The sequence below is a fragment of the Sinorhizobium sp. NFACC03 genome (genome assembly GCF_900103435.1).
In the GTDB taxonomy this organism is placed as follows: domain Bacteria; phylum Pseudomonadota; class Alphaproteobacteria; order Rhizobiales; family Rhizobiaceae; genus Ensifer.
Window position 1 is genome coordinate 53,897 of sequence record NZ_FMXF01000004.1, and the last position, 23,303, is coordinate 77,199.

Sequence of the window (23,303 nt, forward strand, 5' to 3'; positions counted from 1 at the left end):
GTGTGATAATTCACGCGCGCGCGGCGGCGAGCAGCGCTACAGCGGCGGCAACGTCTTCCAGGCCGAGGCCGATGGAACGGAAAAGGGCAGGGCGTTCGCGGCTCGGGGGCTTGGCGCGGCCCGTCAACAGCTCTGGAAGGTCGCCACAGAGGGCATCCGCGCTCCAAAACCCGGCAGCCGTGGCCAGCTTCATTTCACCTGCTGCAGCGGGAGTGGTTGCCCTGTAGTCGCAATAAACATCGAAGTCCCGTAGTGCCGCAGGATCGACTTCGTGGGCGTTGGCGACGTTCGTGCTGATCGATGTGACAACTGCCGCTTTGGACAGTGCCTTCGCGTCGATTACTGGCGTTCCTGACGAGGTACACAGCAAAACGACATCCGCGCCTTCGATTGCTTCATTGGCATTTGTCGATTTCGAAACTGAGATCCCGCTGGAGAGCGTGCGAGGGACTTCGCAGTTCTCGACGTCAGGAGAGGCGATCCTGATTTCCTTCCAATGGCGCATGCCTTCCGCATACCGGAGATGCGCAAGCCCCATCGGTCCCGAGCCGACGATCGTCAGTACAGAGGATTGCGGAGCTGCGAGTAAGTCAGCCGCGATGATGGAAGCCGCTGCAGTCCGCTCCGTCGTCAGCTTCTTTGCGTCACAGAGGAGTATCGGCGTACCCGTCTCCATCGACATCAGCAAGGTCCAGGCTGTCACCAGGGCATTGCCGTCACCAGGGATGTATGGAGAGAGCTTGGCGCCAAATACCTTTTCATCGGCCAGCACTCCAAGGTACGTGATGAAGTCGCCCGTGTCGGCTGGAAAGAGGCTCAGTGTCTGGGGAGGTTGCACGGCGTTCCCGTCTGCCAAGGAGCGAAACATGCGCTCTAAGACGGCGCGGATATCGACTTGCGGCAGGAGCGTTGCGATCTCTGATTCACTGAGAACGATCGGTTGCGTCATGGAGTACCTCGCCATTACATGGGGCAGCACCGAACGCACGTTATCGTTCGCGCGTTTGAATGAACGCGCGGTGGATTTCGCTGTTGAACAGTCTGCCCGTTAGAAGTAGAAGGACCATATGAGCAATATACTGCACAGTCAAGAGCGAGGCGACGTATTGGCGCATGTTTCCGGGAATCTACGTAAGCTTAGGCAGTCCGCGGGCTTGAGCCAGATCGCGCTCGCGAAAGCGTCGGGCGTCAGCAGGAGAATGATCGTGGCCGTGGAGTCGGGCGACGCGAACATCAGCCTTTCCAGTTTAGACAAGCTCGCGGCCGCGATGGGAGTTGGCTTCGTCGATCTCGTCCGGGATCCAGCACGACAGTCACTTACTGACATCAACGAAGTGACGTGGCGCGGGATTGGCCCTGCCAGCAAAGGCGTCCTTCTCGGAAGCGCGCCGGCGGGCCATGATACGCAGATGTGGATTTGGTCGCTGGATACAGGGGAGCAGTATGATGCGGAACCGGACCCGGAGGGCTGGCACGAAATGCTCTTCGTCATAGAGGGTGTACTCACGCTCGTCTTGAGCGGAACAGAGAAGGAGTATCCCGCTGGGACATTCGCGATTTACAGTTCGGCGCAGGAGTACTCTTATGCCAATAGGCATAGCGAGATGGTGAGGTTCGTGCGAAACGTGGTTTCGTAGTCGGACGTGGTTCTGCGAATAGCCCTCGCTCGAACTGCGCCCCGCTTTATGAGAGCATGGGATTCGATCTGAAACGTTAGGGCTGAACAGCCCTCACATCCACGCAATCGAAAATCGCCGCCTCCACCGCTGAAGGCTGCATCGCCGCGACAGAAAGTGTTTCGGCCGCGGCGATGCAGGATGTCTATAACTTCGTCGCCGACCCCATGCTCTCGTTGGACCTTCCGGATCTGACCTCGGCCAAGTCCACGATCACAGGTCCCGCTGGTCGTACGGATAGGCGTAGCATGTGTACCAGATGCTCCCCTGACCGAGCAAAACGAACAGTTGCTCGAGAGGCGTCATCCGGTATTCGCATTTCCGCGTAGGTAGAGTCGTAGGCATGTTTCTGGCATCCTCCCAATGCATGTCAGGTGAGTTTGGGAGCGGCCTCCCATTATCCTCGTGCCGCCACGAACCGCTCACCTCACATTCGATCTTATGACGGATCGAACCCAAAAAACACGCACATAATGCCAAAGAGCGCTTTCGGGATTCTCGTTGAAACAATTCCGCTCCACTCTTCAATGTTAGGGATCGCACGGTTCGTTTCCCTTTCACGGCTAGGCGGAAGGTGCCTTTCATAAGCTCCAGAAAATCATCGGAGGACGGCGGCGTCGCCTGAGCCAGGAGGCAAAGAAAATGACCGCGGAGCCCAGGCCCCGCGGTCATGAGAGAAAAGTGGCCTTCAGCGCCTCGTGGCAGGCAAACCGCAGCTCTTCACGCGCGGCCTTTGCGCTTAGAGATGGGTAGGCGGCGCGATCAGGCTGTACTCGTCGTAAATGCCGTGGCGGGTTCAGATTGAACGGCAGCCCTTCGCCCGCCAGCACCTCTGCGACCGCACCGCCAAGTACTCCAAGCACACTGTGTTCTTCGACCTTCAAGATCCGTGAACTTTGAGCCGCGGCTTCCAGTATGGTGTCCCGGTCGATCGGTTCTGTCGTCGCCAGTCGAGAAAGCCGACGCGCGCCCGGCTGCCCGCAATGCGCGGGTCGGTTCGAGGGCAGGGCGGACGGTGGAGCCGGCGATACTGTCAGACTCGGGAAGGAACTTTCTTGGAAACGAAGGTATGGTATTTGGGCGTTCCAGCGTGTGGACGCCCAAATACCATCACATGTTGCTGCAGGCGATCCACGCTTTTACAATTCGACCACCTGGCGAACCGCGCTACCGTCGTGCAGGCGGTCGAAACCCTCGTTGATTTCCTCGAGCTTCAGCCGATGGCTCAGCAAGCGGTCGACGGGAAGGCGGTCTTCGCGGTAAAGCTCAATAAACCTCGGAATATCGCGCACTGGAACAGATGTGCCGATGTAACTTCCCTTGAGGGTCCGCTCTTCTCCAACGAGTTGCACCACGTTGACCGCCAACGATACACCCGGTGGCGGGAGACCGGCCGTAACGGTGACGCCGCCGCGCTTGGTCATGGCGAAGGCGTTTTCGAGAGCGAGAACGGAGCCAGCCATCTCGAAGGTGTAATCGGCACCTCCAGATGTAATCTCACGCACTTGCTCTGTCGCGTTTCCCTCGCGCCCGTTGATGGTGTGGGTGGCCCCAAGTTCCTTTGCGAGCGCGAGTTTGTCCGGGGAAAAATCAATCGCCACTATCTTGCTGGAACCTGCCGCTCGCGCACCGAGGACAGCTGCGAGCCCGACCCCGCCCAGCCCGATGATGGCGGTAGTTGCGCCTGTCCGTACTTGGGCGGTGTTGACGACCGCGCCCACCCCGGTCAGCACTGCGCACCCAAATAGCGCCGCTTCCACGAAAGGGAGGTCGCGAGGAACTTTGACAAGAGAATGCCGGGACACGATGGCGTACTCGGCGAATGCCGAAACCCCCAGGTGGTGATGGACGGCTTTACCTCGGTAGTTCAGCCTAGTAGCTCCGCTCAGAAGGGATCCCGCCGCATTCGCAGCGGCACCGGGCTCGCACAGTGCCGGCCGCCCCTCGGCGCAGGGTAGGCAATGGCCGCAGCTCGGCATGAAGACCATGACTACATGGTCCCCGGGTTCAAGGTCTCGAACGCCTTCTCCTAAAACTTCGACAACGCCGGCCGCCTCGTGACCCAGGGCCATGGGCATCGGCCTCGGCCTGTCGCCATTGATTACCGACAGATCGGAATGGCAGAGTCCAGCCGCACGAATTTTGACCAGTACCTCCCCGGGTCCCGGAGGGGCCAATTCAACGTGTTTGATCGAAAGTGGCTTACTCGTCGCGTAAGGGCGAGGCATTTTCGTCTCGCTAATCACCGCAGCCTTGACCAACATCCCAAGTCTCCATTCAAGTTTCGCGCCCAACCTAAACACGAGTGTTGGTGGTCGATAAGGCCTTCCGCCGCCTCAACTGTATTGAATGAAATTCACAGACCTCTGCAGCCGCGCAGCTCTTGCTGCCAACCCATATCTGTTCAGCGGATTCTCAAGTCTTGTTCAGCGAGACCCGCTAATGGTCCGTGTGACTGTCTCCTACTTTGCTGCCTTCAACATCCCGAGCGAAGGAACACTTGATCATGAGACCGGAGTTAAGACGCAGGAAACTCGTTGAAGCAGGCCCACACGCCAGGTTCAAACTTGAGGAGATCGTAAAAAGCTTCCCTGAGAATGCCGAGACATTGCTCGTGGACACGCGCCTCACCGATGAGGATGAGGCAAGCGCGCGGGTGTTTCGCGTCTACAAGCCGACACCGGCGCACTATCACGCGACCTGCGACGAGTATCTGTTGGTCCTATCAGGACGCGGTCGCTTCTTCATGGGTGGCGCAGAGCCTTTCGAGGTGGGGCCGGGCGATATGCTGTTTTTCAAGAAGGGCACGATTCACGGTATGCCCGAGATCCTCGAACACCCTGTGTTTATGGTGTCCGTTGACACGCCCCGTCGTGACCCCTCGGATATCGTGTTCGTGGACCCTGCGTTGGGAACGCCGGATAGCTTCGTGAAGGCTAATCAATGAACGCAGAACTCCAAATTCTTGCTACTTTCCTGCATGAGCGTCCTGGCAATCCCACAGTGACCCGCAACGGCAAGCAGTTGGTCTCGATTTCTGGCGTTGCTTCGCCGGAGTTCGCGGTGCGCGCTATTGCGGAAGACGGCAGCCAACGTCCTTATCCGGATGAAAGCTGGGCAGGCAGACCGTCCCCGGACGGCCGGGGCATGAGCGGGGTCATCGGCATTCGAGCAGACAAGGACGACGTCGTATGGATGCTCGACATGGGTGATGCAGCCAATCAGCCTAAACTGGTCGCTTGGAACGATGGGGAGCATCGGCTCCACCGAGTTATCGTTTTGCCCCAATGTGTCCTGCGCCCGAGCTCGTTCACCCAGGACTTCGTGGTAGATAGCTCCCGGGAGCAGATCTATATTGCCGACATGACGCTCAATCCGGCCGGGGTCAGCGACTTTCCTGCGATTGTCGTTGTCGACATTGCTACCGGGCTTTCGAGGCGGGTCCTTGAGAACCATCCTGCATTGCGGCCCGGCGATGAACTCGTGGTCATCGACGGCAGGCTGGTGACAAGGGCGACCGCAGACGGGTCGAGTGTAGATTATCGTTATGGGCTCAACCCAATCGCGATTGATCCCTCGGGCCGCTGGGTCTACTTCGGAGCTTTGTCGGGGAAATCAGTTCATAGGATCAGCGCTGAAATGCTCGCTGACGAACGCGTACATCCCAATACCTTGGCTGACGAGGTGACTTTTTGGTGCGCCAAGCCGCCCTGCGATGGTTTCGACGTAGATGCCGCTGGCAATATTTACGTCACCGACATTTGCCGGAGCGCGATCGGACTGGCATCGCCAAGCGGCTATCGCATTTTGGTCGAAGATCGGGAGCTGCTCGGTTGGCCCGATGGAGTAGAACTCGATGCCCAAGGGCATTGGTTATACATCACCAGCAACCAGTTGAATCGTCACCCGCTGCTCAACAACGGCGTTGACGACAGTCGCCCACCTTATCATCTGCTGCGACTTCGTGTGGACGCCCCGATGTCGGTGTAGGCGAGCAAGGGGTCTCGGCGCTTGGGCGCAATATGTCCGGCTACGACCTGCTCACCCAATTGGATCAGACGGGCGCGGAGTCGCCCGTACTTGGCTGCTACGGGGCTCAACGTAGAGCTCTCGCGAGACGAGCAGACTGGCGGATACCTTGCTCGTCTCACCTCCGGGGTGCTCGAAGGAACTTGAATCAAAAATGTCTGTCCTAAAATTGGTCGGCCTCGTCGGCAGCTTCAACCGTCCCTCGAAGTCATTTACTCTCGTTGAGAGAGTCGCATGCCTTGCCGGAGAGAAGTACGGGTTCACCAGCACGATCTATAACCTGGCTGATTTCGGACCCTCGCTTGGTCATGCGCGACGACGCGAGGACTTGGATCATCGAGCCAAAGTAATCGTAGATGAGATCGTCGGTGCCGATGTACTCGTCGTGGGGACCCCCACCTTTAAAGGCAGTTATCCGGGCATGTTCAAGCATTTGGTCGACCTGATTGACCCGCATGAGTTACACGCCAAGCCGATCGTTCTTTCCGGCACGGGGGGCGGTGAACGGCATGCGCTGATACAGCACCAGCTTCGACCGCTCTTCGGTTTCTTCACGGCGCATACGCTACCGACCGCCGTGTATGCTTCAGACCGCGATTTCACGGACTACCGTGTTACTTCCGAACCGCTGTTGAAGCGCATTGCGCAGGTGATTGGTGAGCTCTCAGCATTCTTCCCAGAACGCGGCCCTCGGACAATACGTAGTGAAGCTCAGCTCGCTTGCGCCGAAGCAGAGAGCTTGACTCTGCCTAACGCGCGGCGGTGAAGACGCCCCACCGACAAAGCGTCGTGAAGGTGGCGGTCGAGCGTGTTGCTACAGGGCTTCACCCATTCGCACTGTTGAGAAACTAGGTGAAGTCTCGCCGCTAAATAATGGGCCCGCTGCAAGGTATTCATCCGCCTAAGCGGGAAACCAATTCCCCTGTGAATCGCGGGCCTGCGGCTGCTGGTTTGTGAAACTGCTTCAAAGGTTCTTATCAGCGCCCGCGGATTATCACTCTCGGCTTCCTTCGCCATATTGCCATGCAGCACTCCTTCCACCGACAGCGCCGCTGTCCAAGCTACCTCACGCGGGCGTGAGGCGAGAGGATTTTTCTATGCCCTTAGCTATCTTTGCGTTGACGATTGCGGCGTACGCAATCGGAACAACTGAATTCGTAATCGTCGGCCTTTTGCCGACCGTTGCTACCGATCTCAACATTACCCTCCCGCTCGCCGGCTTGATCGTCAGCGTCTACGCACTGGGCGTCACCTTCGGCGCGCCGATCCTCACCGCTCTGACGGGGAAGGTGGAGAGGAAACCGCTCTTGCTCGGGCTGATGGCTTTGTTTGTAGTCGGCAACACGATCGCGGCGCTTTCGCCGAGCTATGAGCTCCTGCTCGTCGCCCGCGTGCTCGCAGCCTTCGCGCACGGCGTCTTCTTCTCCGTGGGATCCACCATCGCCGCAGATCTAGTGCCAGAAAACCGTCGGGCATCAGCCATTGCCATGATGTTCATGGGACTGACTGTTGCCATCGTTACCGGAGTTCCGCTCGGAACGTACATCGGTCAGCTGTTGGGCTGGCGCGCGACGTTCTGGGCCGTTGCCGCGCTGGGCGTCGTTGCTTTCCTCGGGATCGCTGCTCTTCTGCCGAACAACCTGAAAAAGGCGCCTCCGGCGAGCCTGCTTGATCAGGTGCGTGTTCTCGGTTCCGGTCGCTTGCTGATTGTCTTCGCCATGACCGCCCTCGGATATGGCGGCACATTCGTGGCGTTCACCTTCCTCGCTCCTATCCTCCAGGAAATCACCGGCTTCTCCGAGCAAAGTGTGAGCCTGATCCTCGTGCTCTATGGTATCGCCATCGCCATCGGCAACATCGCCGGCGGCAAGATTGCCAACAGCAATCCCGTCAAGGCGCTGGTCGGTATGTTCAGCCTTCAAGCGGCCGTGCTGGTGGTCCTGACCTTCACCGCTGGTTCTCCAATCCTCGCGATCATCACGCTCGTTGCCCTCGGCTTCCTTCAGTTCGGCAACGTTCCTGGCCTCCAGCTCTATGTGGTGAAGCTAGCCAAGGAACACCGCCCGGGCGCTGTCGACGTCGCGTCGGCACTTAATATCGCCGCTTTCAATCTCGGCATTGCCATAGGTGCTTGGCTCGGCGGTTTGGTAGTCGAGTCTCCGCTAGGGCTTGGTGCGACCCCCTGGGTCGGGGCGATCCTCGTCGTTGTGGCTTTGCTGTTGACGATGTGGAGTGGCGCATTGGACCGGCGTGCGGCTCCCCTCCTCAAGGCTGTGTGATCTTCGTCACGCCCGGCGCGAGAAGTGCCGGGCGTTTCTTCTCGAACCTCATTCCGGAGAATCCAATGTCTACTTCAAATGCTGGTCAGTTCCTTGCGCTTGACCGGATCCGCAAGCCTGGCGGTGGCCTGACCCTTGGCATCGAACTGCCCCTCGACAACGACTGGTCACCGGAAAGGGAGGAACAGCGCATCGCCGAAGCTCGCCCTTTTGGGGTTCCCGACCTAACCCGATATCCCGATCTGGTGCGGCAGGTCGATCGCTCAGGCTTCGCAGCCGTCTGGATGCGCGATGTACCAGTCTTCGATCCCAATAATTTCGGAGATGCCGGGTCTGTATACGACCCCTTTGTCAACCTGGGGTTCCTCGCGGGTATTACGAAGAATGTTGCCCTCGGTACGGCGGCAGTCGTCTTGCCGTTGCGCCATCCAATGATGGTAGCCAAGGCTGCTGCTTCCGTCGACAGTTTGTCAGGTGGGCGGCTGATCCTCGGCGTTGCCTCCGGCGATCGGCCGGTGGAATATCCGCTGCTCGGTCTCGATTTCGAAAGCCGCGGAGAAGCCTTCCAAAGCGCTGTCTCGTATCTTCGCGACGCGTGGAAAAACGACGGGTTGCCGATCGGGGACGGGAGGGTTGAACCGAACCTTGATCTGCTCCCCAAACCCCATCAACCGCAAATCCCAATGGTGATCGCCGGTCAGGGCAGGCAGAGCCCGGATTGGATCGCAGCGAACATGCAGGGGCGGTTCGTTTATCCGAACGGTCTGGAGCGGCTGGCCCTCCAGGCGCGAGAGTGGACCAACGCTCGCAGCGGCCTCGGTTTGCCCCGCGGTGCATTCATCAGCGCCTTCCATCTCGATCTCGCCGATGATCCGGACGAGCAACCGACTCCGCGCCGCTTCGGCGCACGCACCGGACGAAAAGCCTTCATAGAACATCTTAGTGCGCTTGAGGACGCGGGCGTCGACCATATGGCCCTGTTGTTGCGCCCGTCCCGCCGTCCCCTCGACGAGGTGATCGATGAGTTGGCTCGCGATGTCCTACCTGCCTTCAATTCACAATCTCTCGCGACGAACGCCGCTGCGGAATAACCTCGGAGAAGAACCTATGCACAATGTCACAGCTAACGGCGCCAGCATTCCGGCTCTCGGCTTCGGCACTTTCCGGATGCCTGGTCCGGACGTCCTGAAAATAGTTCCCCACGCTCTGAGTGTCGGCTTTCGTCATGTCGACACGGCGCAAATCTATGGCAACGAGGCGGAAGTTGGCCAGGCGATCGTCGATTCAGGCGTTGATCGTGGCGAAATCTTCCTGACGACCAAGGTGTGGGTCGAGAACTACAAACATGATGACTTCATCAAATCGGTCGACGAGAGCCTCAAGAAGCTCAAGACGGACTATGTGGACCTGCTTCTCTTGCACTGGCCGAACGACGTCGTTTCTCTTGCCGAGCAGATCGTGGCGTTGAATGAGGTCAAAGAAGCCGGCAGGGTGCGCCATATCGGCGTTTCCAATTTCAACACACGACTAATGGCCGAAGCGGTCAAGCTTTCCAAGGCTCCGCTCGTCACAAACCAGATCGAGTACCACCCGTACCTTAACCAGGACGTGGTGATCGCGGCTGCGTCGGCTGCGGGTATGTCGGTAACAGGGTATTACGGTATGGCCGACGGCAAGGTCTTCGCCGATCCCGTGCTTAATGACATCGGCGCAAAGCACAATAAGTCGGTCGCACAGATCGTTTTGCGTTGGCTCGTCCAGCAACCAGGCATCGTGGCGCTGTCCAAGACAGTAGGCGAAGCCCGCGCTGCCGAAAATTTTGCGGTCTTTGATTTCGAGCTTTCCGCCGCCGAAATGTCCGCCATTCACGCACTAGCCAAGCCTGACGGCCGGATCGTCTCTCCAGAGGGTCTCGCTCCGGCCTGGGACATGGCTGCCTGAAGCCGGGGAGGGACTGGTCATTCGGGAATAGTTGCGCGGCGTTGATTTCGAACGCGGCAACCCCGGGGAGCCAACGCACACCGTCGGACCTCGATCTATGCTGGCTTCGGGCACCCATGAAGTGCTTGGAGTCAGCATAGCGGTCACGCCTGCCAGTAGAAACTGTGCCACCTAACGGCGGCCGGCCAGGAGAAGCTGTGAGCGCCTTTCGGCAGAAGCAGCCGATTCGCGCCAATGCGCTTGCTGTCGGCTTGCTTGCACTTCCGCTCGTTGCGCTCACCGTCGCGGCGGTCGCGGGTGTACTCCATTTCTTCGCCGGCCTGCCTTGGGATGTTGCACTGGTTGCTGGAGCCATTCTCGGCCCCACGGATCCTGTCGCCTTTCTCACAGTCGCGCGCCGATTGGGCGTCTCTCCTCGCCTGGTCGGCCTGCTCGACGGGGAGAATCTTCTGAATGATTTTACGCCTTTGGTGATCTATGCTCTAGAGCTCTTGATGCGGTGTTATCGGGCACATTCTCGATTGCCGACGCCCCGTTGACGCTGATGACGACTGCGGTCGGCGGCATCGCGATTGGATTGCTCGTCGGCTATCTGGTGTCGATCATCAATAGCCGGGTGTCTCACGCACTCGTCGCTCCGATAGTTACCCTATCCGGTGCGTACCTCGCGTTCCTACCTGCGGAGGCCTTGCACGTGTCCGCTATTCTGGCGGCAGGGGTCGCCGGCCGTGTGGCAGGGGCCAGATCGGCGGTTGTTGACGAACCACAATCCCGTTTGGTTGGGTACGGCTTCTGGAACACATTGATCTTTTTGCTAACCGCGATCCTCTTTGTACTCGTGGGACTACAACTGCCTCTTGCTGTTCAAGGAACGGCTGCGGACCTCGGGGTTCTGCAGGTATGCGTGCTGGTCACCGCGGCTGTTGTTCTGACGCGGTTGCTTTTCGCCCTGGCAATCGGATTATCGTTGCCAAATGTCGCACGTCGGATGAGTAAAGCAGGCTATAGATGGCCGTGGGCGGAGAGCCTTGTTGCCGGGTGGTCGGGCATGCGGGGGGCGCTGTCGCTGATCATGGTGATGACACTGCCCGGTGACTTCCCCTATCAAGCTCGCCGCAGAAGCACGTGTGGCGAGCGAAGATCATTTTGATGAGCGGCGATGATCTTGGGACCGTCGCGATCATGGAGGCGACTGGCAAATCCAAGACCTGCGTCTGGCGCTGGCAGGAGCGCTTCATGGCCGAAGGTGTGGATGGTCTGTTGCGCGACAAGAGCCGACCACCCGGCATTGCGCCCCTCGATACCGAGTTGGTCGATCGGGTGGTGGCGCTGACGCTGGAAGCGCCGCAGCAGGAAGCCACGCACTGGACCGTTCGTGCTATGGCCAAGGCGGTCGGGATTGCGGCCTCTTCCGTCGTCAAGATCTGGCACGAGCATGGTCTTGCGCCGCACCGCTGGCGCAGATTCAAACTATCGAATGACAAGGCTTTTGCCGAGAAGCTACATGACGTCGTCGGGCTATACGTCTCGCCGCCAGCCCATGCCATTGTCCTGTCCGTCGATGAAAAAAGCCAGATCCAGGCACTTGATCGGACACAGCCGGGCCTGCCCATCAAGAAAGGGCGCGGCGGCACGATGACCCATGATTACAAGCGCCACGGCACCACCACCCTGTTTGCGGCTCTCAACATCCTCGACGGCTCGGTGATTGGCCGCTACATGCAGCGTCATCGCCTCAGGAGTTCATCCGCTTTCTCAACGCCATCGAGGCGGAGCTGCCGAAGGACAAGGCCGTCCACGTCATTCTCGACAACTATGCCGCCCATAAGCAGCCAAAGGTCCGCGCCTGGCTGACAAGGCATCCACGATGGACCTTCCACTTCGTCCCAACATCCTGCTCATGGCTCAACGCAGTCGAGGGCTTCTTTGCAAAACTCACACGCCGACGATTGAAATACGGCGTCTTTCATTCCGTCGTTGACCTTCAAACAGCCATCAACCGCTTCATCAAAGAGCACAATCAAGAGCCGCGACCATTCGTGTGGAAAGCCGACCCAGACGAAATCATTGCCGCAGTCAAACGTGGGCACCAAGCGTTGGAATCAATACACTAGCTACTCTTGAAAAATGCACGGTTTCGAAGCCGCCGCCGACATTTTTCATCGAGCCACGGGAGCGAAGGCCGCCATTGCGCGGCCTTCGCCAGTTATGTGGCGTCTCAAGTCCTGCGTCCAGATTCACAAGTGATGTGAAGCTTGTCCGGATTATCAAGAAAATATTTTCCGACAGAATACATGGCGTCGTCATCGTAAAACATAAGTGACGTGACGGCACTTAATGTATTGACTTAAATATTACAAGGAGATGCCAATGCATACGAAAGATAAAAAATGGCAGACACTGTTCGCCGCTGCCATCATCGCCCTCCCGCTCGGTCTTTCAGGCGTTAGCCCTGCGGCTGCTGAAGGGGCTTCTGAAGATTACATCGTCTTCAATGCCCCTGAAGTGGCAAGAGACTTTCCTTCCACGGCCGACACCGTTGTGGTCGACAAGCGCCTGGTGGAGCAGCCCACATCGGGTCTGCGCGTTGAGCGCGTGTATCAAACAATTCCGGCGCACAAGCACGAACGCAGCGACGTCTACAACTACCTGGTTTCCGGCCGTGCAAAGTTTGCGGTTGGTGACCAGCCCGCTCAGGAAATCGGTCCGGGCACGACGATTTTCGTCAAGAAGGGGACGGTGCACTCGTTTCCGGAACTGATCGAAGGGCCGCTTGTCTTCGTAACGATAGAAACGCCCCCGCGGGACCCGTCTGACGTCGTCTTCGTCGGCGAGGGTGCTGACAAGTCCTTCATCTCCACAGAGCAGCCGAAATAGTCGGCGTGCGTCGACAAAATTCATCCTCAAACGATGTCGGAGAATCCAATGACCACTGAACATGGACAGGGGGGTGGCGTAACTCGACGCCACCTGGCGAAAGGCCTCGGCGCGGGAGCGCTATTGACCGCGGCTTTCACGGCGTCCGCCAACGCGCAGACTGCTGCAGGCACCGTCCGGCCTTTCGAACTTCCGCGAGGCGCAGTGACAGTCGTCGCCTACCTTCAGGCGAGCGGAGGACGGGAAAACAAACTCGCGGAAATCAGCAGTCACTTGATGGGTGAAGTTCGCAAAAACGAACCCGGAAACCTTCTCTTTCAGACCCATCGGGGCGCTGACGTGCCGGGTCTCATACTCTTCTACGAGATCTTCGCCACTGAAGAAGCATTCCAGGCGCACAAGGATGCCGAGCACACCAAACGCTGGTTTCGCGAGATCGAGCCACTGGTCGCGAGTCCGATCCAAGTTTCCGTGCTTCGTGCCGTTTGAACCCTACAACAGAAAGGTAGTATCATGAGTTCCCCATTGAAAATGGCGTTGGCTGCCGCTGCCGTTGCAGCAGGCGCGCTGACTTTCATCGCGGTCGCGTCGGCTGGCGAACTCGAAACCATTGCGAAATTCTCCGATTTTAGGCCGGGTAATCCGGCGATCAGCGATGATGGTAGATTGTTCGTGACGATGTCGGCATTGGGCGGATCAAAACTCAACGTCGTCGAAATTCTCAAGGACGGAACCACCAAGCCGTTCCCGGACAAGGCTTGGTCAGGCAAGCCCGGCCCGCGGGACGTGGTGGGTATCAATTCAACGATCGGAATCCAGGCGACGTCCGACGGGACCCTGTGGGTCCTTGACATGGGAAATCGCTCGGCCACGCCCGCTCAGCCGCCGAAGCTCGTCGGCTGGGACCTAGACAGCGGACAGTTGAAGAAAGTGTTCTTCATCCCCGATCCGGTATTGCGTGACAACTCCTTCTTGCAGGACTTCGCCGTCGATGTGAAGCGTGGCGTGGCGATCCTTGCGGACATGACTCAGCCCTTCGCAAGCGACGAAGGGCCGGCACCGAGCAATCCAGCGTTCGTCATCGTCGATCTCAAAACCGGAATGACGCGCCGCGTCCTCGAGAACGACCCGAGCTTCAGCCCGAGCGGCGAGCCTATAGTCATCGACGGCACAACCGTCCTGCACAAACCGAAAAACGGTCCGTCTTTTCCGCCGACGTACCCGCTGAATCCTGTTTCGATCGATCCCGATTTCAATTGGATCTACTTTGGGGCGATGGGCAATAAAGTCGTCTACCGCATCCCGGCGGAAGTGATCGCAGATTCATCACTGGACGATGGCGCGCTATCCAAGCGGATCGAACGCTACGCCGACAAGCCGGAGACCGACGGCTTTGACGTGGATGGCAAGGGGCGGGTCTACGTGACAGATGTCGAGAACTTCGCCGTCGGCGTGACTTCGCCAGCAGGCTACAAGATACTTGCGCAAGACAAAGAAAAACTGACTTGGCCGGACGGCGTTTCAGTTTCGAAGGACGGGTGGCTATACATCGTCTCCAACGAATTGAACACGTTGGCGGCGTTGAACAACGGAGAAGACGTTTCATCTCCTCCCTACTACGTCCACAGGCTGAAGTTGAATGACAAGGAATAGCGATTCCTAGATTGCGTGAAGACAAGGGCGGCTCGAAAGAGCCGCCCTTGTCTCGTTTCCGTGCTCCGCGGAAGCACCGGAAGTTGCGCCGCTAATCAGGGCTAAGATAGTCCCGACATAAAGGTCTGAAGTCGTGGCACCATGAAATCAAGAAAGAGCCGAACGCGCTGCGGGACGTTTTGGCCGCCCAGGAAAATTGCATGCACTTCCTCGGTGTCCTGACCGGTATCGGCCAGGATCTCGACCAAGTTCCCGGCGGCCAAATCGGCGTGAACGTGAAAGTCAGCAAGTCGGGCTATTCCGGCCCCGGCGACGGCAAGCCGTCGGACCGTCTCGCCGTTGTTGGCAAGAAGGTTGCCGTGGACCAGACGGTCAACGATGCGGCCTCCTTGACTAAGGGGCCAGACTGGCTTTGAGCGTCGGAAATTGAACCCGAGACAGTTGTGGTCATCGAGGTCTTCGATGGCTGTCGGGGTACCGTGTTCTTTCAGATACGCCGGTGAGGCGACCATTCGCCGGCGCGCTAGCCCGATGCGTCGCGCCGTTAAAGAGGAATCGGTCAAGGCGCCCACTCGAAAGGCGATGTCAGTGCGGTCCAAGTAGAGATCAATGATCTCGTCTGATAGCGAGAGATTGACGACAATGTTCGGATGTGTGTTCCAGAATTCCATAAGCAGCGGCTCGATCCCGAAGGTCCCAAAAGCGACCGACGCATTTACGCGGATCGTACCGCGGGCGGTACGCGCGTCGCGGGTCAATGAGCCCTCGATCTCCTCGAGTTCAGCAAGCAGTTGACTGCTTCGCTCATAGTACAGGCGTCCTTCATCCGTCATCACTAACTTGCGCGTGGATCGTTCGAGCAGCCGAACGCCGAGCCGCTGTTCAATGCGTTGGACAAGCCTGCTTACGGTGGACGGCGTCATCAACAGCAGTCGCGCCGCCTCGGAGAAGCTACCGGCTTCCACAACCCTCACGAACACCAACATTTCACCGGCTCTATTGTCCATCCGCTTTCCTCTCCAATGCGATCCGGTTGCCCTCCCCAATGCGGTTGGGTGGCCGATAAGAAGCAAGCTAGGCCAGTTCCTATCGGCTGGCCTAACAGTTCGTTCCCCGGCGTTGTGGTTGCAATAAGACAGTCTCTGGAACCGTAGTTCAGCGATAGATGGCGCAATTTCCAATGTTGGCCGAGGGGGCTTTGGTAGTCAGAGTCCCGCTCGCCATACGCCACGAGCGAAGAGGCGTCGTGCATAAAGGGGAACGACGGCCACTTCGGTTTTCGATGCTAAATCGCGACGACACGATTGCCGGGGTTCGGACCGGCCTTGAGCCGACTGAGCGCGTTCGGGAGATCGCTGAATTGAGCAGTTTCAATGATTTGCGGATCGAAAACGCCCTTTGAAATGCCTTGGGCGATCTTGCTCCCCGCCGCTACCAGCCGCCCCCATTGGCGGTCACAAGCGTGCAAGTGCATAGCGTTGAGGCCGACCTCGTGGAGCGAGATGGTCGTGGAAAATGCGGGAAGAGGTGCGGTTTCTTGCCTGTCTTGAATGCAAACCAAGTGGCCGTTTGCCGTTAGGAGCGGGGCGAGGCTCGCTGCGTGAGTGCCGCTGACCATATCAAATACGGCTTGGAGCGGCTGCAGTTTAGCTCGCCGAGCCCAGTCGTCCTTCCATCCCTCTTGGTGATAGTCCGTGACCGTCGCCGCGCCAAGCCTCTGGAGGCGGTCGAATTGTGGGGACGAACCAACCGCGTGGACGATCCAACCCTGGCAGTGAGCCAATTGCAGCAGGGCTCCACCCACCGCACCGGAGGCGCCCGTAACGAGCACATGGGAACCGGGCTCAAGATTCACCTTCTCGATTGCCTGATGCGCGGTAAGCCAAGGGCAGGGGATTGCTGCAGCCGCCGCAAACGGTAGAGCATTCGGTAATGGAATGGCCGATCGAGCCGGGATCACTGTATACTCTGCGAACGACCCGGGCTTAAGCAAGTCGTTGTGATAGGCGATACGCGCGCCGGCTTCGATGTGGCATACGCCTTCTCCGACCGCTTCTACGACACCGGCGCCGTCGACACCGGGAATATGGGGCCATTCCCATGCGTCATGGCCCCAGAGGATGAATTTCCAGTCAACCGGATTAAGACCGATAGCCCGGTTGCGGATGAGCAGTTCGTTCCGCCCCGGGCTGGGTGTCGGTCTATCGCGCAGTTGCAATACGTTCGGATCGCCCGTCTCATCGTGAACCCAAGCTTTCATGTCATATTCCCTTTAACAAACAGAGTAGCCGCCATCTACAGGGATCATCGCGCCTGTCACGTAACCAGCGTCTTGGGAGAGGAGGAAACGCACCACAGATGCCACTTCGGCAGGTTTCGCCCAGCGTCCCATGGGGATTCGGCTGCCGATGCGTTGCGCGCGTTCGGCGTCGTTGCGTGCCTTTTCGGATATGCGCGTTTCAACCCAGCCCGGCGCGACGGAATTGACCCGCACTCCACGGCTTGCCCAGGCAACGGCCTGGGAACGCGTCACGGCGGCGACAGCGCCTTTACTCGCGGTGTAGGCCGGCGCGCCGGGGGAGCCGAAGATCGCCCACATGGACGCGACGTTGACCACGGCGCCGCCTGCGGCCTCCAGGCGTTCGACTAACGCGTTCGCTAAGGCGAATCCGGCGGTGACGTTGACGCGCATCACTTCTTCGAACGCGTCCGTTTGCCATTCCTGCTGGTGGCGCAGCATCCCGGCACAATTTACGAGGCCTGCGAGGGGGCCCTCTGGCAACGCCGCAATGCTTGCTGCGGTATCGGTGATATCGGCTTGTCGGAAAAGCACCCGCCCGTTCAAATCCGGGTCGCGATCAAGGCCAATAGCCACCACCTCGTAGCCGCTTTCGACGAGAAGCTCTGACACCGCACGCCCGATGCCTGTTCCTCCTCCGGTGACGACCGCCAGGGGCCGTTCGAGGTTGTTCTTGGACATAGTTGTCTCCTGTTTCCTATGAATTTGGATCTCGCTAGGCGGCCTCGGCCTCAACGGCCAACATCGCATCCACCAGGCATTCTGTCGTAACGGGTCGGGGAAAATTCAGCATGTGCGGCACCGAAACCGAGGCCTCAGCGACGCTTCTAAGGTCCTGTCGATTCAAGGGGCCGTTGGCCAGAGAGCTAAGGCTTCGGGGCAGACCCGTATGGCGATATATAGCTTGAAGGTCCGCGGGCACTGCATCGCCCATCAACTGGTGATGGACCAGAAGCCCGTATGCCACCTGAAATCCGTGAGGTCGGGCAGCGACGCCCGGAACACGCGGTAGACCGCGCGTCAATGCATGAGGAACAGAAAGGCCACCGCTTTCAAAGCCGAGCCCTGCCATCAGTATCATCGCCTCGACGGCTGCGTCAAAATCGTCCGTCGGAATTCCGGAACCCGCAGTGTCATATGCCGCCATGCCGCTTGTCATCAACGTTTCATAACAAAGTGAAGCGATCATGCCGGCAAGCCGCGTCGGACGCGCGCGGAACATGTTTACGCCGCTTCCAGCCGCACAGGCGAGAGCCTCCGCCTTCTTTGACAACGCGTCACCGAGGCCTGCCGCGAACATCGCCTTTGGCGCTCCGGCCAGTAACTCGGTATCGACAACGACGAAGTCCGGGTTTCTTGCGAGGTGCCTGACTTCGACGAGAACCTCGTGTTCGTCGTAAAGTACGTAGTTCTTGCTGGTGGGCGCGTCGTTGGAGGCGACTGTGGGCAGAGTGATAAGGCGTAGATTGCGGGTGTCAGCCAACGCCTTTCCGGCGTCTATAGCGCGGCCACCTCCGGCTGCTATGACGATCTCTGGAGTGTAGTCACCCATCTCCCTGGATAACCTCTGCGCTGTTTCGACACCAAGGATCCCGGAGAATGGGAGGACCTGCAGCGCCAACCCAGCCTTTGTGCAGGATTGCCGCAACGTGTCCTCGACGAGCGGTAGGATATGGAAATCCGCGACGAGGACGGCGCTCTTTCCGATTTGAGCGGCAAACGAGCCAGTTCGGTTAAGAATGCCGCGACCCTGGACGTAGCGGGACGGCGCACCGAAAACCTTGAGGTCGGAGTCGAAAATATTCAGTGGGGAGGTCATTTTTGCCCTCATTGATACGTCATATATGATATATAATTGTTGACGGCGCGCAAGCGTCTAAAGTGTCTCGTTGAGGAAAAACCGATGATTTCTGGAAAAACGCGTTTCGTTCCGCTTCTCGCCCATCCCTGTCGACATGTGCGCACTCCACCTCTTTTCAACGCCGAATGCGAAAGGCAAGGGGTGGACATGGTTATGGTGCCGTTGGATGTGCGGCCGGACATGCTTGAACAAACCGTGGCCAGCCTTCAGGCGGTGGAAAACGTCGCGGGCATGGTGATCACCATTCCGCACAAAGGGTCGATGGCCGCACTGTGCGACCGCAAGGTCGGAGCTGCGGAACTGGTCGGGGCGTGCAATGTGGTCCGCAAAGAGGCGGATGGACGTTTGACGGGGGGGATGCTGGATGGAGAGGGCTTCGTGGCGGGACTTCGGCACGAAGGACGCGATCCCGCCGGGCGTCGGACCTTGCTTGTTGGCGCAGGCGGTGCCGCCAGCGGTGTGGCTCACGCTTTGCTCCAAGCCGGCGTCGCTGATCTGACGATCGCCAACCGGTCCTCCGAGAAGGCGGAGTATCTAGCACGGCAGCTCGCTGGTTTCTTTCCGCATGCACGGGTCGTGGCGGGTTCGGCGCATCCTGGCGGATACGATTTGGTTGTGAACGGAACGGCGCTCGGCATGCACGATGGGGATCCCCTGCCGGTGAACCCGCTTGAACTGGATGAGGGCTCAGTCGTAGCCGAGGTGGTCATGCAGCCGGACATGACCCCATTGTTGATCGCGGCAGAAGCACGCGGGTGCCATATCCATAAGGGAATCCATATGATCGAGCAGCAAGTCCAACTGCTGGTGGATTTCCTCAAGTAAAAAAAAGGGTCCGCATCGGGTAACGATGCGGACCAGGCTTGCGGCTGGGAGGAGTTCAGACGCGTCTCGTCGCTCTAGCGCCAATGCCTTGCATGAGTACCGCTAGAATGATGATGACACCTTTGATGATTTGCTGCGGATAGGCCGGTACGCTCATCAGATTCATGATGTTGCCGATCAGTCCGAGGATCAGAACGCCTATCATCGTGTTCGTGAGGCTGCCCTTGCCACCTGAAAGCAGGGCGCCGCCGATGACGCAGGCAGCAATGGCATCCAGCTCAAGCCCGACACCCGTGATCGGCGTTCCGACGGCCGTGCGGGCAGTCACGAAAACACCGGCAAGCGCCGAAAGGGCACCGCAGATAACGAACGCGAGGAACTTGTATCGCCACACCGGAAGGCCGGCTAGGCGCACTGCATTCTCGTTACTGCCGGTTGCGACGGTGAGCCGCCCCCAGTTTGTCTGGCGGAGCAGAAACACGAATAGCGCGATCACGAGCAGCACGGACAACACAGGCCACGGTAAGTTGACGCCGGGAATACCTTTGCTGCCGAACTCCGTCAGGACCTGGGCGGTAGACAGGTCGCGCGGAAAGCGCACAGGCTGACCATTCGACAGCATGTAGGCGAGGCCGCGGGCCATGGTCATCATCGCGAGTGTGGCGACAAATGACGCCATCCCGAAACCGGCCACAAGTATTCCGTTTACAGCACCCAGCAAGCTGCCGAAAAGCACCGCGCCCAGAATGCATACGAGGAGCGCTGATCCTCCTTCGAAGGGCAACATCGGCATGGCCATGGCTACGCCCATACCGCCGATCGCCGCGACCGAACCGACAGAGAGATCGATCCCACCCGTCAGGATCACCAGCAGCATGCCGATAGAAACGAGCGCCAGCGGCGCAAGTTGCCGCAGCAGATTGGAGATATTCTGCAGAGTCAGAAAGTGCTCCGACAACATCGCGGAGACAGCCAGAAGTGCCGCCAGCATGATGTAGATGTTGTAATTTATCAACGTGGAAACGAGGCCGGTGGCCCTTCGATTACTGGACATTTTCAGGCCCCATTGCCAATTCTATGATTGCCTCTTCCGTTATGAGATCGCCGCAGAGCTCGCCGGCGACGCGCCCAGAGTGCATGACGACCACTCGATCGCACATGCCGATCAGCTCGAGCATTTCGGAGGAGACCATGACGATGGCGGCTCCGTTGGCCGCCAGTTCGTTGATGACGCGATAGATTTCAACTTTGGCGCCTACGTCTACGCCGCGCGTGGGCTCGTCGAGGAGAAGTACATCGCATCCGGAAACCAGCCATTTCATCAGGACAACCTTTTGCTGGTTGCCCCCCGATAAAGTGCCGGCTTCCGCATCGATGCTCGCCGTCTTCAGGTTGAGCCCCTTCCGTAGCGCCTCGGTAACGGCTCGCTCCTTACGCCCCCGAAGCAATCCCAAGAACCCGAGATGGGGGTTGACCGGAGTCATCATCGCGTTCGTAAGAATCGGCAGGTTCAGGAGACATCCTTCGCGTTTTCGATCCTCCGGCACCAGCCCGATCCCGGCGCGGACTGCCTCACCCGGTCGGCGGATGCTCAAGGCCCGCCCCTGCAGGCGAACTTCGCCATCAGAGAGCGGATCGGCACCGAAAATCGCACGGAGAACCTCCGTTCGGCCGGCTCCGACGAGACCGCCTATCCCGAGTACCTCGCCGCGTCTGACATTGAATGTGACGCCGGAGACGAGCGCTCCCGTTGCCAGGTTCTCAACCTCCATGGCGATGGGACCGAGGGTTGCCTCTCGCTGCGGGAAAAAATCCGTCAGCTCACGGCCGATCATTAGATTGACGAGGCTTTTGTGATCGAGGGCGGCCGTCTCCCAAGTTCCGACGGTCGCGCCATCTTTGAGCACGGTCACCCGATCGCACAGGCTAAAGATCTCGTCCAGGCGGTGAGAGATGTAGATGATACAGACGCCCCGGTCACGCAGTTGCCGCACGAGCTTGAACAGCTTCTCAGTTTCGTGGTTGGTAAGTACGGCAGTCGGTTCATCCAGTATCAGGATCGAGCACTCTCGGGAGAGAGCCTTGCAGATCTCGACGACCTGCTGGTGGGCGACCGTGAGATTGCCGACGATTTCATCGGGATCGATATCGTCAAAGCCCATCCCGGAAAGAAGCGCAGCGGCGCGCGCCCTCATAGCTTTCCTGTTGATAACGAAGCCGTGCCCCAACGATTCGACCAGAATGTTCTCGGCAACTGTCAGATGCTGAGCGAGGGAGAATTCCTGGTAGATGATCGATATGCCGCGGCGCATCGCATCGTGGGGACTGGCAATGCTGACTGGCTCACCGTCGATGCGTATCTCGCCTCTGTCATGCTGGTAAGCGCCCGCGAGAACCTTCATAAAAGTCGATTTGCCGGCGCCATTTTCGCCCATAAGGGCGTGCACTTCGCCGGACCGGGCGGAAAACTGAGCATCGTCAAGAGCGGCGATGCCGCCGAACTCCTTGGAAACCCCCCGCATTTCTAGGCGGTCCATCATAACCTCCTGTCTGATGGGGCGGGCCGGACAGGCCCGCCGTATTTGGCCCTCAGCCGTTGAGATCGTCGATCGACTTGAACTGCGGAACCGTGTAGCGGAAGAAGGGGTTCGACGTATCCGGATCGATGTACTCGTCGACGTTTTTCTCCGTCACGATCTGCGACGGGTAGTACGAACCCAGCGGCAGGTTTCTAGCGTCGAAGCCCTTATCGAAGATCTGGTTGATCAACGTCATGACGCCTTCGCCGGTATGCGAGCCAGAGCAAAGGCCCGTGACCAGCATGTCACCAGACTTCACCAGCTCGAGGGCGGTGCGAAAACCGTCCGCCGCGCTCGCTACCGCGATCTTGCCCTTTAGCCCCTGGTTGTCGATGGCGCGCAGCGCGCCCATGCCCATGAAATCGTTCTCCGCGAGAATGATGTCGAGCTTCGACGAATGGGCGGTGAGAATGTCTTCGGCAGCATCGAGGCCGCCTTCCTCGGTCCAGAGTCCGACGCCCATGGAGACGACGCTTAGTTTCGCTTCGGGGTAGTCGAAGGAACCGCTCGTTTTCAGTTGCAGAAACTTGTTGAACCCGGCGAGCATCGCGTCTTCTTTGGAGAGACCGAGGCCAAGTTGCTGAGAGCGTTCGTAGATGATGCCCGTGATCATGCCGTTGACGCGGCTTTCCGAGGTGGAGTTGCCGACGGTACCAAGGATGGCGGCAGCGGTGATTTGCTTATCGGCACCGTAATGTTGCGCGACATACCGGCCCGCCTCGAAGCCGTTGCCATAGGGGTTGAAGAGAACTGTGGTGAGGATCGGGCTTTCATCCGGCACCGTTCCCAGTGCGATCACGGGAATGCCAGCGTCGACCGCGCGTTGAGCGTCCGCGGCTGCGGCGGCCAGATCAGTCGGATCCATAACGATCACGTCGACTTTCTTTGCGATGAACGCGTCGATCTGGGCGGACGTTTTTGCTGGATCTCCGTCAGCGACCTGCACATCGAGCTCGTAGCCATACTCATTGGCTTTGGCCTTGGCAGTGTCCACGACGCTGACAAACCAGGGGTTTCCGAGAGTGATCTCAGTCCAGCCAATCACCAGTTTCTTGCTCTTGTCGCGCGGACCGGTCGGCAGCCCTTTGGGCATTTCTGAACGGTCGGCCAATTTGGGTTCGATGACGCCAGACAGCGCAGAATTTGGTAAAAGCTTGTAGATTTCGTGCTTGTCGGCGGCCGTGGCCGTCGTCGTGACGAATGCCAACGCGGCCGTGCACAGCATCAGCGATGCGGATTTCAGGAACGTCATAGTCTCTCTCCCTCTGTTGAAGTTCGATGTGA

General features: G+C 58.9%; 23 protein-coding genes and 1 pseudogene. 14 read left to right on the plus strand and 10 right to left on the minus strand.

Annotated features, from left to right (window positions below):
- Window positions 1-10 precede the first annotated feature (10 nt).
- Entirely contained in the window at window positions 11-949 is a 939-nt protein-coding gene (locus BLU35_RS08615) for an ornithine cyclodeaminase family protein (RefSeq protein WP_210185122.1), read from the minus strand.
- Between the two features lie 118 nt (window positions 950-1,067).
- On the opposite strand from BLU35_RS08615, the gene BLU35_RS08620 reads away from it, so the two are divergent.
- Complete coding sequence (locus BLU35_RS08620) at window positions 1,068-1,637, plus strand: helix-turn-helix domain-containing protein (RefSeq protein ID WP_093232772.1); 570 nt, start codon at window positions 1,068-1,070, stop codon at window positions 1,635-1,637.
- 707 nt (window positions 1,638-2,344) lie between these two features.
- Here BLU35_RS08620 and BLU35_RS36645 read toward each other — a convergent pair.
- Window positions 2,345-2,782: a transketolase C-terminal domain-containing protein gene (locus tag BLU35_RS36645; protein ID WP_353615025.1), complete on the minus strand. Its 438-nt coding sequence runs from the start codon at window positions 2,780-2,782 to the stop codon at window positions 2,345-2,347.
- A gap of 33 nt (window positions 2,783-2,815) precedes the next feature.
- Complete coding sequence (locus BLU35_RS08625) at window positions 2,816-3,940, minus strand: zinc-dependent alcohol dehydrogenase family protein (protein WP_093232773.1); 1,125 nt, start codon at window positions 3,938-3,940, stop codon at window positions 2,816-2,818.
- Between the two features lie 242 nt (window positions 3,941-4,182).
- On the opposite strand from BLU35_RS08625, the gene BLU35_RS08630 reads away from it, so the two are divergent.
- The 12 genes and pseudogenes from BLU35_RS08630 (at window position 4,183) to BLU35_RS08685 (ending at window position 14,455) form a co-directional block, all read left to right on the plus strand.
- Complete coding sequence (locus tag BLU35_RS08630; protein ID WP_093232774.1) at window positions 4,183-4,623, plus strand: cupin domain-containing protein; 441 nt, start codon at window positions 4,183-4,185, stop codon at window positions 4,621-4,623.
- Entirely contained in the window at window positions 4,620-5,666 is a 1,047-nt protein-coding gene (locus BLU35_RS08635; protein ID WP_093232775.1) for an L-dopachrome tautomerase-related protein, read from the plus strand. The genes BLU35_RS08630 and BLU35_RS08635 overlap by 4 nt, the downstream gene beginning before the upstream one ends.
- A gap of 193 nt (window positions 5,667-5,859) precedes the next feature.
- Window positions 5,860-6,471: an FMN reductase gene (msuE, locus tag BLU35_RS08640; protein ID WP_093232776.1), complete on the plus strand. Its 612-nt coding sequence runs from the start codon at window positions 5,860-5,862 to the stop codon at window positions 6,469-6,471.
- A 331-nt stretch (window positions 6,472-6,802) separates the two neighbouring features.
- Complete coding sequence (locus BLU35_RS08645) at window positions 6,803-7,984, plus strand: MFS transporter (RefSeq protein ID WP_093232777.1); 1,182 nt, start codon at window positions 6,803-6,805, stop codon at window positions 7,982-7,984.
- A gap of 65 nt (window positions 7,985-8,049) precedes the next feature.
- Window positions 8,050-9,075: an LLM class oxidoreductase gene (locus tag BLU35_RS08650; protein WP_093232778.1), complete on the plus strand. Its 1,026-nt coding sequence runs from the start codon at window positions 8,050-8,052 to the stop codon at window positions 9,073-9,075.
- A gap of 16 nt (window positions 9,076-9,091) precedes the next feature.
- Window positions 9,092-9,925, plus strand: a complete 834-nt coding sequence (locus BLU35_RS08655) for an aldo/keto reductase (protein ID WP_093232779.1) — start codon at window positions 9,092-9,094, stop codon at window positions 9,923-9,925.
- Window positions 9,926-10,122: 197 nt separating this feature from the next.
- Window positions 10,123-10,464, plus strand: a complete 342-nt coding sequence (locus tag BLU35_RS08660; RefSeq protein ID WP_176907178.1) for a cation:proton antiporter domain-containing protein — start codon at window positions 10,123-10,125, stop codon at window positions 10,462-10,464.
- A gap of 5 nt (window positions 10,465-10,469) precedes the next feature.
- The gene (locus tag BLU35_RS08665; RefSeq protein ID WP_093232781.1) at window positions 10,470-11,075 is read left to right on the plus strand and encodes a cation:proton antiporter domain-containing protein; all 606 of its coding nucleotides are present in this window, start codon (window positions 10,470-10,472) and stop codon (window positions 11,073-11,075) included.
- Window positions 11,033-12,039, plus strand: a pseudogene (locus tag BLU35_RS08670) (IS630 family transposase); the annotation flags it as partial. The gene BLU35_RS08665 and the pseudogene BLU35_RS08670, both read left to right, overlap by 43 nt.
- A gap of 256 nt (window positions 12,040-12,295) precedes the next feature.
- Entirely contained in the window at window positions 12,296-12,802 is a 507-nt protein-coding gene (locus BLU35_RS08675; RefSeq protein ID WP_176907180.1) for a cupin domain-containing protein, read from the plus strand.
- Between the two features lie 48 nt (window positions 12,803-12,850).
- The gene (locus BLU35_RS08680; RefSeq protein ID WP_176907182.1) at window positions 12,851-13,291 is read left to right on the plus strand and encodes a putative quinol monooxygenase; all 441 of its coding nucleotides are present in this window, start codon (window positions 12,851-12,853) and stop codon (window positions 13,289-13,291) included.
- Between the two features lie 24 nt (window positions 13,292-13,315).
- Window positions 13,316-14,455, plus strand: a complete 1,140-nt coding sequence (locus BLU35_RS08685; protein WP_093232784.1) for an L-dopachrome tautomerase-related protein — start codon at window positions 13,316-13,318, stop codon at window positions 14,453-14,455.
- 101 nt (window positions 14,456-14,556) lie between these two features.
- Here the strand turns inward: BLU35_RS08685 and BLU35_RS08690 are convergent, their stop codons facing one another.
- The 4 genes from BLU35_RS08690 to BLU35_RS08705 form a co-directional block, all read right to left on the minus strand.
- Window positions 14,557-15,462, minus strand: a complete 906-nt coding sequence (locus BLU35_RS08690) for a LysR substrate-binding domain-containing protein (RefSeq protein WP_093232785.1) — start codon at window positions 15,460-15,462, stop codon at window positions 14,557-14,559.
- A 278-nt stretch (window positions 15,463-15,740) separates the two neighbouring features.
- Entirely contained in the window at window positions 15,741-16,715 is a 975-nt protein-coding gene (locus BLU35_RS08695; protein WP_093232786.1) for a zinc-binding dehydrogenase, read from the minus strand.
- 12 nt (window positions 16,716-16,727) lie between these two features.
- Window positions 16,728-17,435: an SDR family NAD(P)-dependent oxidoreductase gene (locus BLU35_RS08700; protein WP_093232787.1), complete on the minus strand. Its 708-nt coding sequence runs from the start codon at window positions 17,433-17,435 to the stop codon at window positions 16,728-16,730.
- 34 nt (window positions 17,436-17,469) lie between these two features.
- Window positions 17,470-18,573, minus strand: a complete 1,104-nt coding sequence (locus BLU35_RS08705) for a glycerol dehydrogenase (RefSeq protein ID WP_093232788.1) — start codon at window positions 18,571-18,573, stop codon at window positions 17,470-17,472.
- Between the two features lie 84 nt (window positions 18,574-18,657).
- Between BLU35_RS08705 and BLU35_RS08710 the strand changes: the two genes are divergently transcribed.
- Entirely contained in the window at window positions 18,658-19,440 is a 783-nt protein-coding gene (locus BLU35_RS08710; RefSeq protein WP_093232789.1) for a shikimate dehydrogenase family protein, read from the plus strand.
- 55 nt (window positions 19,441-19,495) lie between these two features.
- On the opposite strand, the gene BLU35_RS08715 is transcribed toward BLU35_RS08710, so the two are convergent.
- From BLU35_RS08715 to BLU35_RS08725, 3 genes are read right to left on the minus strand one after another with little or no spacing between them, the layout of a single operon-like run.
- Window positions 19,496-20,494 (minus strand): ABC transporter permease, encoded by a 999-nt coding sequence (locus BLU35_RS08715; protein ID WP_093232790.1) that lies wholly within the window; start codon window positions 20,492-20,494, stop codon window positions 19,496-19,498.
- Entirely contained in the window at window positions 20,484-21,977 is a 1,494-nt protein-coding gene (locus BLU35_RS08720; protein WP_093232791.1) for a sugar ABC transporter ATP-binding protein, read from the minus strand. The genes BLU35_RS08715 and BLU35_RS08720 overlap by 11 nt, the downstream gene beginning before the upstream one ends.
- A gap of 52 nt (window positions 21,978-22,029) precedes the next feature.
- Window positions 22,030-23,271, minus strand: coding sequence for a sugar ABC transporter substrate-binding protein (locus BLU35_RS08725; RefSeq protein WP_093232792.1), 1,242 nt, complete (start codon window positions 23,269-23,271; stop codon window positions 22,030-22,032).
- Between the last annotated feature and the right edge of the window lie 32 nt (window positions 23,272-23,303).